The 13,336-nt window shown below is 67.2% G+C and carries 9 protein-coding genes and 1 pseudogene; 5 read left to right on the top strand and 5 right to left on the bottom strand.

What is annotated here, in order from left to right; translation table 11 throughout:
- Positions 1–59 precede the first annotated feature (59 nt).
- From ABZO33_RS05810 to glsB, 4 genes and pseudogenes are all read left to right on the top strand, one after another.
- Positions 60–1,229: a MerR family transcriptional regulator gene (locus ABZO33_RS05810; protein WP_414535215.1), complete on the top strand. Its 1,170-nt coding sequence runs from the start codon at positions 60–62 to the stop codon at positions 1,227–1,229.
- 25 nt (positions 1,230–1,254) lie between these two features.
- A pseudogene (locus ABZO33_RS05805) lies at positions 1,255–1,812 on the top strand (HD domain-containing protein); the annotation flags it as partial.
- A gap of 9 nt (positions 1,813–1,821) precedes the next feature.
- Positions 1,822–2,328, top strand: a complete 507-nt coding sequence (locus ABZO33_RS05800) for a GNAT family N-acetyltransferase (RefSeq protein ID WP_414535677.1) — start codon at positions 1,822–1,824, stop codon at positions 2,326–2,328.
- A gap of 149 nt (positions 2,329–2,477) precedes the next feature.
- A complete protein-coding gene (gene glsB, locus ABZO33_RS05795) occupies positions 2,478–3,395 on the top strand; it encodes a glutaminase B (RefSeq protein ID WP_102683362.1) in 918 nt (305 codons plus the stop codon).
- Positions 3,396–3,408: 13 nt separating this feature from the next.
- Here glsB and ABZO33_RS05790 read toward each other — a convergent pair whose 3' ends face one another.
- Entirely contained in the window at positions 3,409–4,440 is a 1,032-nt protein-coding gene (locus tag ABZO33_RS05790; RefSeq protein WP_414535214.1) for an AraC family transcriptional regulator, read from the bottom strand.
- Between the two features lie 278 nt (positions 4,441–4,718).
- On the opposite strand from ABZO33_RS05790, the gene ABZO33_RS05785 reads away from it, so the two are divergent.
- Positions 4,719–5,621: a transporter gene (locus tag ABZO33_RS05785; protein ID WP_414535676.1), complete on the top strand. Its 903-nt coding sequence runs from the start codon at positions 4,719–4,721 to the stop codon at positions 5,619–5,621.
- An 82-nt stretch (positions 5,622–5,703) separates the two neighbouring features.
- On the opposite strand, the gene ABZO33_RS05780 is transcribed toward ABZO33_RS05785, so the two are convergent.
- From ABZO33_RS05780 to ABZO33_RS05765, 4 genes are all read right to left on the bottom strand, one after another.
- Positions 5,704–6,981, bottom strand: a complete 1,278-nt coding sequence (locus ABZO33_RS05780; RefSeq protein ID WP_414535213.1) for a DSD1 family PLP-dependent enzyme — start codon at positions 6,979–6,981, stop codon at positions 5,704–5,706.
- A gap of 16 nt (positions 6,982–6,997) precedes the next feature.
- The gene (locus tag ABZO33_RS05775; RefSeq protein ID WP_414535675.1) at positions 6,998–8,326 is read right to left on the bottom strand and encodes a D-arabinono-1,4-lactone oxidase; all 1,329 of its coding nucleotides are present in this window, start codon (positions 8,324–8,326) and stop codon (positions 6,998–7,000) included.
- An 81-nt stretch (positions 8,327–8,407) separates the two neighbouring features.
- A complete protein-coding gene (locus ABZO33_RS05770) occupies positions 8,408–8,764 on the bottom strand; it encodes a c-type cytochrome (RefSeq protein ID WP_414535212.1) in 357 nt (118 codons plus the stop codon).
- Between the two features lie 305 nt (positions 8,765–9,069).
- Positions 9,070–13,305 carry a hemagglutinin repeat-containing protein gene (locus ABZO33_RS05765; RefSeq protein ID WP_414535211.1) on the bottom strand — a complete coding sequence of 1,412 codons (4,236 nt, stop codon included), beginning with the start codon at positions 13,303–13,305 and terminating at the stop codon, positions 9,070–9,072.
- Between the last annotated feature and the right edge of the window lie 31 nt (positions 13,306–13,336).

Genomic DNA, 13,336 nt, shown 5'->3' with positions numbered 1-13,336 from the left:
GCTTTACCTGTCTATAACTTCAGGGTTCATCATCGCCCCATTGCATGAGGGGAAGACAGGTGTATCGCATTTCCGAACTGGCGGCGAAGGTGGGCCTCAGCCGCTCCACGCTGCTCTACTACGAGAAACTCGGGCTGGTCACCTCACGGCGCCAGGCCAATGGTTATCGCCTCTACCATGAGCAGGACCTGCAGCAGTTGCGCCTGTTGCAGCAACTGCAGGCTGGCGGCCTGAGCCTGAAGGAGTGCCAGGCGTGTCTGGAGGCGCGACTCGACCGGCCAGCCCTGCTCGAACGCCTGCGCAGCCTCGACGAAGAGATCGCCGCCCGCCAGCGTTCGCGTGAACTGCTCGCGGCCATGCTTGGGTTGTCGTCCATGCGCCCCTGGCACCAGGCCCTCGAGCAGCAGGCACCCGGCGCCCACCTGGCGTGGTTGCGCAGGCAGGGTTTCAGTGAAAAACAGGCCCTGCGCCTGAAATGGCTATCGCGCGACATGAACCAGCACGAACACTACATGGCCGACTTCGAATGCATTGTCGAAGGCCTGAGGCACCTTGGGCCAGGCTCGGCGCAGGATTCGCTGAAAGCGTTGCGCGCCCTGCCCCGCCCGCCCGCGACATTGCTGGACATCGGCTGCGGCCGTGGCGCCACCAGCGTGCTGTTGGCCGAACACAGCCAGGCGCAGATCACCGCGCTGGACAACGACGAACACAGCCTCGGCTGCCTGCGGGAAACCCTGGCCGCCAGCGGCCTGCTGGAGCGCGTCACGCCGCTGTGCGCAAGCATGACCCAGCTGCCATTCGCCCCCCAGCGCTTCGACACGATCTGGGCCGAGGGCTGCGCCTACATCATGGGCTTCGACAACGCCCTGGCGTACTGGCGCACCTTCATCAAACCCCAGGGTTGCCTGGTGGTCAGCGACCTGGTGCGAGTGGCCGACAGGCTAGCGCCAGCGGCCGAGGCCTTCTGGCAAGCCGCCTACCCGGACCTGCAAAGCGTCGACACTCGCCTGGCCGCCATCACCCGCCAAGGCTATCGCTGCCTGCTGCACTTGCCTTTGAGCGCGCAGGCCTGGGCCAACTATCTGGAGCCGCTGCGCGAGCGCGTGGCCGCCCTGGCAAACGAAACGTTCGCCTCCCAGGCCCTGGCCGACATCCGGCGCGAACTCGAGATCCACCAAAACTACCTGGGCGAGTACGGGTATCATCTGTTCATCATGCAGACACGCTGAACCCGCCCCAGGACATGGAGTCACCATGAACATCGAAAAACTGCAGAACCGCCTGGACTTCCTGCGCCAGGCCGAACAACTCAAGAGCGTGCTGCGCAGCGCCCATACCTCCAGCGGCCGTGCCGAAAGCACCGCCGAGCACACCTGGCGGCTGTGCCTGATGGCCATCACCTTCGCCGACGAACTGGGCGACCTCGACCTGCTCAAGGTCCTGAAGATGTGCCTGGTCCACGACCTCGGCGAGGCCATCAGTGGCGACGTGCCCGCCGTCAGCAAGCAGGGCTTCCCCGACAAGAGCCAACAGGAGCGCGACGACCTGCTGCACCTGATGTCGAGCCTGGATGCGCCCCTGCGCGAGGAGATCATGGGGCTGTGGGAAGACTACGAAGCCGCGACGTCGGCAGAGGCCCAGGCGGTCAAGGCCCTGGACAAGCTGGAGACCCTGTTGCAGCACAACCAGGGCCGTAACCCGCCGGGCTTCGACTACGCCTTCAACCTCAACTACGGCAAGCGCTACACCGCCGCCACGCCGCTGTTCGAGGCCCTGCGCGGCCTGATCGACGCCGACACGCGCAGGCACCTGGACAATGGCATCGCCCTGCGCGACGAACGCCCCGAGGACATCGATGCCATCGGCCAATTGACCGAAGCCGCCTTCGCCGAAGCCGAGCACAGCAGCCACACCGAGCAGTTCATCGTCACGGCGCTGCGTCGGGCTGGACAGCTCACGGTCTCGCTGGTGGCCGTGGAGGCCGGCACCGTCGTCGGCCATGTGGCGATTTCCCCGGTCACCCTGTCGTCGGGCGCCAGCGGCTGGTTCGGCCTCGGGCCGGTCTCGGTGTCGCCGGCGCGCCAGGGGCAAGGCATCGGCTCAGCGCTGATCAATGCCGCGCAGGCCCGGTTGCATGGGCTGGGAGGCCAGGGCTGCGTGGTACTGGGCGACCCGCGCTACTATGCCCGCTTCGGCTTCAAGGCCCAACCGGGCCTGACCTTGCCGGGCGTGCCTGCCGAGTACTTCCAGGCCCTGGCCTTCAGCGGTGATGTGCCGCACGGCAGCGTGCAATATGCTGCGGCGTTCGAGGCAACCTCCAACGCGTAAAATGCGGTCACTGCAGGCGCGGGGCAAGCCTGCGCCTGCAGGTTACGCATCATCACAGGAGTCGACTCGGGCAGATGTGCTCCGCAGCCAGCGGCCATCGTCTACCTGAACGTTTTCGAACGCGTCTTTCCTCCGCACCAGGTTTTCCGATGCAAGCACTCCTGCAAGAGATCCTCGACCACGTCCGCCCCCTGCTCGTCCAGGGCCAGGTGGCGCAGTACATTCCCGCCCTCGCCCAGGTCGACCCCAACCAGCTGGGCATCGCCGTGCAGAGCCTGGACGGCCAGTTGCACTGCGCCGGGGATGCGCGCACGCCGTTCTCGATCCAGAGCATCTCCAAGGTGTTCAGCCTGGTGCAGGCGATCAATCACAGCGGCGAGGACATCTGGTCGCGACTGGGCTACGAGCCTTCGGGGCAGGCGTTCAACTCGCTGGTGCAGCTGGAGGTGGAAAAGGGCCGGCCGCGCAACCCGTTCATCAATGCCGGGGCGCTGGTGATCTGCGACATCAACCAATCACGCTATGCCACACCTACCCTGTCGATGCGCGACTTCGTCCGCCGCCTGGCGGCCAACCCGCGCATCGTCAGCGACACGGTGGTGGCCGAGTCGGAATACCAGCACCGCGCGCGCAATGCGGCCATGGCCTACCTGATGCAGGCCTTCGGCAACTTCCACAACGATGTCGACGCGGTGCTGCGCAGCTACTTCCACCACTGCGCGCTGTCGATGAGCTGCGCCGATGTGGCCCGTGGCTTTGCCTTCCTGGCCAACAGCGGCTACTGCCCGCACAGCGGCGAGCAGGTACTCAGCCCACGCCAGGCGCAGCAGGTGAACGCGATCATGGCCACCAGCGGGCTGTATGACGAGGCTGGCAATTTCGCCTACCGGGTCGGCCTGCCGGGCAAGAGCGGTGTGGGCGGCGGTATCGTCGCGGTGGTGCCGGGGCGCTACAGCATCTGCGTGTGGTCGCCGGCGCTGAATGCCTCGGGCAACTCGTTGGTGGGGTTGCGGGTTCTGGAGCTGTTGAGCGAACGGATCACCGGGTCGGTGTTTTCGGCGGTCTGAGCGAGGTCGTCGCCTAAGGAGGGCTTTCGCGCCAGGCCGACGGGCTTAGCCCGGTCCAGCGCTTGAACGCCCGGCGAAAGCCGCGCACATCGCTGTAACCCAGCGTCTCGGCGATGCGCTCGATGGCCATCCGCGGGTTGCCCAGCAGGCTCATCGCCCGCGCCTGGCGCACCTGCTCCTGCAAGCCGTCGAAGGTCATGCCGTGCTCGTTCAGGTGCCGGCGCAGGGTGCGGCTGCTCATGTTCAGGTCAGCGGCGACGCTATCGATACGGCAGCCCTGGGGCAGGTCGCGGGCGATGGCGCGCTCCACGGTCTGCAGCAGGCTGGCCTTGTGCTGCAGCGGCGCGCATTCCATCTCCAGCAGCGTGAGTGCCTGGCGCAAGGCCACGGGCTGATGGCCCGGCAAGGGCTGGTCCAGCCAGTGGCTGGCGATCACCATGCGGTTGTGCAGGCAACCGAACGCCACCTCAGGGCCCAACAGGCAAGTGTAGGTCTCCAGGTAGGCCGGCGCGGCATGGGTGAACTCCAGGCGCAGCGGCGCAAAGCCGGTGCCGATCAGCGCCCGGCTGTAGACCATCAGGCTGGCGAAGAACTCTTCCACCGCGAACACCTGGATATCGGCGTAGGGCAACCGGCATTCGACCTCGACGAAGGTCTCCCGCTCGCCCTCATGCAGGCTGTATACCGCGATGCCGCCGCTGGTGTGCTGGTAGCGCGCGCCCACCTCGAAGGCATCGCGCAGGGTCCGGCACAGCGACAGCACATGCCCCAGCAGGCCCAGGGTACCCAGCACGTTGCGATGCCCGACCCATAACCCCAGCCCCTGCCCGGGCAGCGCCTCCAGGGTGCGGCGGATCAGCGTCACCGCCTGGCGGAAGGCGATGCGCTGGGCCGGGTCCTGCAGCTCGCCGGGGGTGAAGCCCAGGCCGCGACACAGCCGCTCGCCGTCAAGGCCCCGGTCGCTGGCGAGCTGGATCAACGTCTGCAACATGAAAGGCGAGGCCAGCGCCTGGTCCAGCTGCGGGTCGAGGGGGGTATGGGGCATGGCGACGACTCCCGAACCGAGACGCCTGGGTTCTTGTTGTCGGGGGCTGCGCTCGGCGCCGTCATCATATCGCGCAGGAGAAGGCCCTGGCGGCGAGAGTAACAAAATATTGCAGAGTGTCCGGCAAAGCCCCCCTGGCTGGCCGGCACGGCCCTGCATCCCCGAGCGGCCAGCGCTTATTTGTATAGGGCGGCCGACGCCGCTCGCCCACAACAACAAGAACGAGCCCGACCATGACCCCGACCCGCCGCCCCTGGCTGCTCCCGGCAGCCGCCTGCATGCTCAGCGCCAGCCTCGCACTCCCGGCCCACGCCACCGAGAACGGTGTCGACAACATCGGCCCCGGCACCGACGGTTTCTTCGTCCTGCCGCTGAACGTCGATCAATTACCGGAGCACATGTTCGCCTTCAACCTGTACTACAACCACTACCAGGCGCGGAAGCTGGATATCAGCTCGCTCGGTGGCAAGGTCCCGCAGGTGAAGATCACCTCCGACGCGATCATCCCGCGGCTGGACTATCTCAGCCCGCTGCGCCTGTTCGGCGGTCGGCTCGGCGGCTACGTGGCGCAGCCCTACATGCGCCAGCAGGTGGCGATGTTCGGCCAGCGCAGCCGCCACGAGAGCCAGGGCGATGTCACCGTCGCGCCGATCATCCTCTGGGACCTCGGCCCACACCTGACCCTGGGCGCGGCGCTGGAGATCACCCTGCCCACCGGCGACTACGAAGCCACGCGCCTGGCCAACACCAGCAACAACTTCTACACCTACAAGCCTCTGTTGTCGGCGACCTGGCTGCCCAGTGAACGCAGCGAGCTGTCAGTCAAGGCTACCTACAGCTTCAATGAAGAGAATCACGACACCGACTACCGCTCGGGCCAGCTGTTCCACTTCGACTATTCGGCCAGCTACCGGGTGACCGATAACCTGCGCCTTGGGGTCAATGGCTACTACGTAAAGCAGACCACTGACGACAAGCAGTTCGGCCGAACCGTGAGTTTCATGGGAGAGGATGTTGACGACGGTGTGCGTGGCCAGGTGTTCGCCATCGGCCCGGCGCTGCATTACACCTTCCTCGAGTACGCCAGCATCGAGGCGCGCTGGGCCAAGGAGTTCGCGGTACAGAACAGGCCGGAGGGCGAGATGCTGTGGGTCAAGCTGAGCTTGCCGTTCAGTTTGTGATGCTGCTTCGAAGTGCAAGGCGATAGTCTTGCAGTGCTCTCGAGATCGAGCGCCGCGCGGGCGGCGCTCAATCTCAAATGACTCACGCATACACCGGCCACCTCTCTACGATCCGCCCGTCGCGCACCGCCAGCAGGTCGCCGAACTGCAGCAGGATCGCCTCGGACTGGGTCGGTCGCAGGAACACCTGGTCGTCGACCTGCAGCCCGACCGCGGCCGAGCCATTGAGCATTTCCTGGTTGGAACTGCGCCCGTACAGGCCGTTGAAACGCAGGCCCCTGGGCGACTCCGGTTCGGCCAGCCAGTTACCGCCGTAGATGAAGAAGGTCTCGCGCTGATTCGGGTCCCACCAGGCGAACAACGCCGACTTGCCGTCCAGTGCCGGGATCTGCACCGCCCCCGTGCGCTTGATCACCGGCGTGGCGATGTAGGCCGCCGGCAGGTGCTCCTGCAGCGACGGCAGGTCATAGTGGCTGGGCTTGAGCAATGCCGAGCCCACCGACACCTCGCTGCTGGTGCGCTCGTGCTCGTGCATGCGATAGCTCGGGCTGCCGGCAGTGTTGAGCGTCAGGTCCGTGCGCCACAGCCCGGGGTAGCGGCTACGGGCATGCTCGACGAAACCGTCGTACGCGCCCATGACCTTGGCGAACAGCGCCTCGGGCGACCCCAGGATGCCCGGCACACCCATGCCGACAAAGGGGTCGTAGCCCATGAAGCCGGCGAAGGTCAGGTGCCGGGGGTTGGCGGCGATGATGGCGAGCATCCGCTCCAGCTCCGCCGCGTCCTTTACCCCGCCACGGTGCAGGCCGACATCCAGCTCGATATTGATCCGCAGCCGCGTGCCCAACCCCTGAGCCAGCGCCAGGTACTGTTGCAGGCGCTCGGGGGTGTCGAGCAACCATTGCAGCTGCCTGGCCGGATCGAAAGCGCCGCGGTGCGCTTCGTAGAACAGCTGCGCCGAACGCACCGGCAACGGTTTGCCAAGCAGGATGTCGGCCTCGGCAAAGCGCACGGCGTCATGGTTGAGGAACGGCTGGTGGAAGGACATCAAGCGGCCGGTGCCGGCGCGCCGTGCGATGTAGTCGAGCAACTGCGGCGAAGGCAGCGACTTTTCCACCAGGCGCAGGTGCTTGCCGGCGCGGCGCACCGACTGGGTCACCACGTCGATGTTGTGGTCCAGGCGGTCGAGGTCGATCAGCATCACCGGGCGCATCGGCCCGTGCTCGCGCAGTTCGCGCTGCAGCCTGGCGAAGTAGTCGCTGTGCGGCGCGCCCTGTGCACCGGGGCGTAGCCAGGCACCGGCGGCGGCCAGCAGCACACCGGCACCGGCGGCGCCAACCAGAAATCTGCGTCTGTTCATGTAGATCTCCTTGTGCTCAGGCCACGCCCAGGATCGAAGCCAGGTGGGCATTGAGGAACTTGCCGGTCGGGTCAAGCGCCTGGCGCACCTCGGTAAAGTCCTTCCAGCGCGGATACAACGGCTGCAGGGTGCGCGCATTGAGGGTGTGCAGCTTGCCCCAGTGCGGGCGCCCGGCGTACTTCCAGAAGATCGGTTCGATGGCGGCGAAGAAATTGTGGTGGTCCATGCTGTAGTGCTGGTGTACCGAGATCGAACAGCTGTCGCGCCCTTCGAACATGCTCAGCGGGATATCGTCGGCCTTGACGTAGCGGTACTCGATGGGGAACCAGGTGCGCAGGTCGCGCTCGCGGATCAGCGCGAGGATCTCCCGCAGGCAGGCCGACCCCTGCTCGGCGGGCACCGAGTACTCCATCTCGTTGAAACGCACGTTGCGCACATTGGCAAAGATCGCGTACGAGTCATCGACCCGCTCGTCGAAGCTGGCGACATGCCGCAGGCTGTTGAGCAACGCCCGCCGCGCGGCAGGAAAGTCACTGCCGTACTTGTCGAGCTTCTCGATCAGGCTGACGAACTCATTGCCGCCTTCACTCGCCGGGTCCCGGGCGGCGGTCGGTGCATCATCGGTTTCGTTGAGGGCGATGGACAGCGCGTAGTCGGAGTGGGTGATCACCAGCATTTCCCAGTGCTGGTTTTCGCGTGTGTTCTTTTCCACCTCCTCCAGCAATTCGTCGGTACGGGCGATCCACTGCCGCTCGCGCAGGCGGAAGGCCTCGCGGTTCTGCAGGCGGATCCGCGTGGTCACGCCCAATGCGCCGAGGGACACCCGCGCCGCAGCGAACACTTCAGGGTGCCGGCGGCTGTCGCAGTCGAGCACTTCACCGCTGGCCGTGACCAGTTGCAGGCCGCTGACCCGTGAAGAGTACGAACCGAAGCCCACACCGGTGCCATGGGTCGAGGTGGCGATCGCGCCAGCCAGGGTCTGGTAATCGATGTCGGCCATGTTCGGCAGCGCCTGGCCGACCGCCTTGAGCGCCGCGCCCATCGACGCCATCGGCGTGCCAGCGGCGAACTCGGCCTGCAGCGTGGCGGGATCGTGATCGAGCAGGCCGCTGAAGTGACCGAGCGACACCAGGGTGCCGTCGGTTGGCACCAGGGCGCTGAAGGAATGCCCCGAGCCGACCGCGCGTACTTTGCCGGTGGCCTGGCCGATGACCTGGACCAGCTCGTCCAGGCTCTGCGGCGCCAGCCGCGCCTCGGGCAGGCAGCTTTGCGCGCCGGACCAGTTGCGCCAGGGAATCAGCCGTGGCGCGCGCAACAGCTGTGCCAGCGCCGGGTTGCCGGACAGCGCCAGCAAGGCGCAGGCCGCGCCCGCCTGTTGCAGCCAGCGGCGTCGAGAAAGGTGGATCGCCATGAGGATACCTTGCGTTCAGTGAAGGGGCTGGCCGGCCATGTAGCCGATCAGGGCCAGGAACTGTGCCTCGGAGCACTGCATGCACTGACCCATGGGTGGCATGCCCTGGTAGCCGTTGATGCTGTGGTCGAGCAGGCGATCCGTACCCTGGGCAAGGCGTGGCGCCCAGGCCTCAGTGTCACCGGCCAGGGGGGCACCGGAAGCCGGGTTGGCGTGGCAGGTCTTGCAGGTGCTGGCATAGAGCGTGGCCAGGGCAGGGTCCGCAGGGGCGGCCTGGGTGGCGGCGGGCTTGCTGTCGTCCCGGCAACCGCCGAGCAGCAGGGCCAGGGTGGTCAGGGCGGCTGCGCACGGCAGCGGTGGAAAAAGCGGCATGGTGCTCCCCTCTTCTACCGTGCTTGGGCACGGCGTTTTCTTGTGGTGGGTAGGGGGCAACAGTAAGGCTGGGACAGGCAGGCTGTTCAGGGCAATGGCGGACAGCGAAGGGGGTGGGATCGGACAATCCTGCAAGACGGGACTAGCCCGCTTGCAGGGAGTAGAACATGACGAGCGCTACGTGGGAGCGGGCTTGCCCCGCGATTCAGGCGGTGCGGTGCATGGCACCGGCTTTGCCGGTGATCGCGGGGCTAGCCCGCTCCCACGTAGTCTCTCTTCAGGCTGGGGGCATGAGGCGGGCCCCGTCAGCCCTTGTTGGTCAGGCCGTCAAGCTGACCTTCGACCGTCACCGGCCCGACTTTCAGCTTGCCGTCATCCAGCGACACGCTGGGCAGGCCGGCTTCAGGCAGCTTGGGCAGGTCGAGGGTCGCCTTGACCTGGTAACCGAGCGGTTTCACCTCGGCCCCGACCGTGTTCCCGCCCTGCTCCACGCCCTTGACCTGCAGCCCCAGCTCGCGCTGCGCCGTGATCTGCGACGTTTCCTGGACCCCGGCCTTGCGCACGAACTCGCCCTGGGCATTGAACGACGGCGTGTAGCCGAAAGCGGGCTTGGCTTCGCCCTCCTTGGCCTCGCCTGGCTTGCCGACAAGGCCGGCGCCCAGGTCGAGACGCACCGAGGTGGTGGTGTCCTGACGCTCCTGGACGCTAAGGCCGCCGTCGAGCTTGCCGCCAATGTGCTGGCCTTCGACACGGGCGCCGCTCAGTTGCGCAGCGCCGGTGCTGTTCAACGCCACCGTGTCGGCGGCGATCCGGCTGTTCTGCTGGGTGGTGCCCTGCAGATAGTCCACGTGCACCTTGCCGCCGAGGTCGAAGTCATGGGACGCCGTGGCCTGCTGGCCGGCGTCGGCCGGGGTATTGCGGCTCAGGTTGCCGCCGGCCTTCAGCTCGACGCCCCAGTTGCTGCGGCTCTGGGTGGACTGCGCCGACTCCAGCGCCAGGCCACCCTCGCCTGCGCCGACGTTGACGCCCCTAGCTGCGACCTGCGTGCCCTGCAGATGCACCGACTGGCCTGCCAGGTCCACATTGGCGTGGCTGTTCAGCTGGCCACCGCTCAGGGTCTGCGAGCGTTCGTTGGTCTGGCCCACATTGAAGTTACCGCCCAGCTTGCCGCTCAAGTCGCGGCCCTGCTCGCCGGTGGCAGCCTTGCCGCCGAGATTGAGGCCGCCACCCAGGTGGTTGCCGCTGACGGTCCGGGTGTCGCTGGCGGCCTGCAGGTCGAGAGCGCCACCGGCCTTGAGTTCGACCGGGCCCGCCGTGTCGATGCGCGTACCTTGCAAGGTCTGGTCGCCACCACTGCCCAGTCGTACCGGGCCGATGCCGCTGATGCTCGCCACCTGGGCCTTGCTGTCGACACTGTGTTCGCCGGCATGGTCGAGTTGCAACCCTGCGCCCAGGTCGACCTTGTCGCCCACCGGCAAGGTGCCCACGGTCAGCGAGCCGCTGCCACCGAGGCTGCTGGTGTCGCGACGCTCATGGTTGCTGACCTGCTCCAGGGCCAGCTTGCCGCCGGTGTTCACGGCCACCGCGCCCTGGCCACCGTCGAGGCGGCTGCCTTCGAAGCGGGCATCGCCACCGACCTGGATGTTCAGGCCCTGATTGCCACTGAAGGTGCCGACCACGGCAGTGGAACGGTCTTCGGCCAGGCTCTTGCTCCCACCCGAACCACTGGCGGTCACATTCAGGTCCTCACCGGTCTTGGTGTAGACCCGGGCGGATACATCGGCATTCACCTGCTGCTCGCTACGGCTGTGGGTGTTGCTGGCTGCATCGGCCTGCAGCGAACCCGCCTTGACGTCCAGCGCGCCGCCGTTGGCGTTGTACCGGGTGCCCTGGTCCTTCAGCGCACCGGCCACGTCCAGCTGGACGTTCTGGCCGTTGAACTGGCTGACCACCGCGGTCCCGGTCTGCTCGCCCTGCTGCTGGCTGGCATGGCCCACGGCCAGGTCGACGCCCAGGTTCGGCGTGCCGAGCTTGCCCAGGGCGTCGGTCAGCGAGGTCTTGCCGGCAAGCACGTCCTTGACGTCGCCCAGCGGCAGCTTGCCGTCGAGCGCGTCCTTCACCGACACCTTGCCGTCCACCACATCCTTGACCACCCCGGCGATCGGCCGGGCGATGTCCTTGTACTCGACATTGACGCCGACATCCGCCGTCCAGCTGCTCTGCTGGTGGCTGCTGCTGCTGGTGTCGCGAGCCGCGCGGTTGTCCACCTGGTTGGCGCTGACGCTGAGGGTGCCGGCGCTGTTGACCTGCGCGCCTTCGCTGGCCAGGGTGTCAGCCTTGATGGTCAAGCTGCCGGCGCTGTCGATGCCAGTGGTCTTGGCAGTGCTGCTGCTCGAGGCGTCCTGCTGGGTGCCATGGGCGAAGTCGACCCCGGCGCCGGCACGGTCGAGGCCGGCGGTGAGGTAGACGCCACCCCCGGTGTGGCTGCTGTCGCGAGACTCGCTGCGGCTGTCCTGCTCGGCCAGCAGCGAAACCTGTTTGCCGGTCAGGGTGGTATCGCCTGCGGTGGACTTCACCGCTGCGCCCTTGACGGTCAGGTCAGCGCCGGCGGTCAGCTGAACCTCGCTGCCGCTGAGGCTGGAACCTTGCTGGCTGACCTGGCTGCCAGTGGCGCTCTGGCTATCGCTCGCATAGCCGACACCGGCGCGATACTGCCCCGAGCCCGGCGCGGTCTCCTTGGCCGAGGCGACGAAGCCACGGCTGCTGCTGGCGCTGCCGTGCTCACGGGTATCCTGGGCCGAGGCGACCTTCAGGTCGCCCGCCGCGTCGGCGTTCAACGCGCCGGTGGCCTTGACCGTGGAGCCGACCACCTCGATGCCTTCGGCGCTGTTCAGACCGACGCTGCCACCGGCCACCAGCTCGCTGCGCACGGCGGTGCTTTCGCGGCTGTTCTGCTTGGCTTCGTTGTGGCTGACGCCGAAGAACTTGCTCTGCTGGTTCTGGTTGTCGCGCTGGTCGGTGCGCGAGGCGTTGCTGATCTGCACCTGCTTGCCGGCGATGCGGATGTCCTGGCCGCTGGTCAGCTGGGCACCTTCGGCCAGCACCGAAGCCTTGGCCCGCAGTTCGATATCGCCGCCCTTGAGCTGGCTGGTGACGCTGCGCTGGGTTTCGCTACGGTTGTCCCAGTCGGCCTTCCAGAAGCCCTTGGTGTGCTTGCCCTGGTCGCTGTTGACCTGGCGTTCGGTGGCGGCGGTCAGGCGCAGGTCGCCACCGCTGTTCAGGCTCAGTTGGCCGGGCGCCTCGATGCTGGCGGCATTGACGGTGAGATCCTGGCCGGCATTCGCCCGAGCATCACGCTGGGCCACGACCTGCACCCCATGCTCGCGGGTATCGCTGTCGGTCTGGGTGCGCTGGTAGGTTTCCCAATCGATGCCCAGTGCACCGCTGCGCCAGTTCTCGCGTTTTTCCTGGAGCTTGCGGCTTTGCACGGTGCTCAGGGTGAGGTTGCGCCCGGCGTCGAGCTTGACGTCGCGCCCGGCCACGTCGGCGGCGGCCAGGGTCAGGTCCTGGGCACCACGCAGTTGCACATCGCCCTGGCTGCTGCGCACGCCCGCGCGGGTCGCCTCCAGCGAGTCGGCCACGGCGGCGCCGCTGATGTTCAGGTCACCCGCCGAGTCGATGCGCACGCCATCGCGGCCGTCGATCTGCCCCTGCCCAACCCGCACCCCGGCACCCTGCGCGGTACTGACGATATTGATGCGCCCGGCCTGCATCGCGCCGAACAGGCTGGCGTCGATACGCTGCTCGCCGCTGGCCGCGCCGCCGTCGAGCACCTTGACCTGGCCGCTGGCGTAATCCACCTGGTTGCGGCCCACGGTGAGGTTGAGCTGGTCCCGGGCATCCAGGCGGCCCTGGCTGTCGATGCGCGGGGCGATCAGGTTGACCGAACCGCCGTCGTTGCGCACGCCAGCGCCCTGCACCTGCAACTGGCCGCTGGCATCCTGGGTGCCCAGGGCCTTGAGCCTGCCCGCGTCCAGCTCGGGCCGGCCCACTACCAGGCTGGCGTTGGGCGCGTTGATGAAGCTGGCGCCGTTGACCGAGATGCCGTTGGGGTTGGCCAGCACGTAGTCGGCGGCACGACCGAAGATTTCCTGGGCGCCATTGATGGCGGAGGCGTTGCGGCTGACCACTTCGTTGAGGATCACGCTCGCCGCCTGGCCCTGGAACTGCGGGTTGGCCGCCAGCTCGCCGGCCAGCTGCGAGTGCCCGGCCTGCAGGGCGTTGTTGAGCACCAGGCCCTGGCGGTCGACGTTGTAGTCGAGGAACTGGTTATGCGACAGGCCCGCGCCGTTGGGGGCGACGATATTGACGATGGGCACGCCGCCCTGGGTCTGCAGTTGCGCCGTGCCCCCGGGCCCGGGGGCGACCACCACGCCGCCGGCCAGCGCCTGGGGCAGGCTGGTGGCCAGCAGCAGGCTGGCGATCGCCCAGCGCAGCTTGCCTTGCGGGGACAAATTGAAGGTAAAGGGGGTTTTGGGCATAGGTCACTCTCCATGTAGGTACTGCTGAATC

Source organism: Pseudomonas sp. CAM1A (assembly GCF_047501685.1).
GTDB lineage: Bacteria > Pseudomonadota > Gammaproteobacteria > Pseudomonadales > Pseudomonadaceae > Aquipseudomonas.
This window is presented reverse-complemented; position numbering and strand designations above follow the sequence as displayed.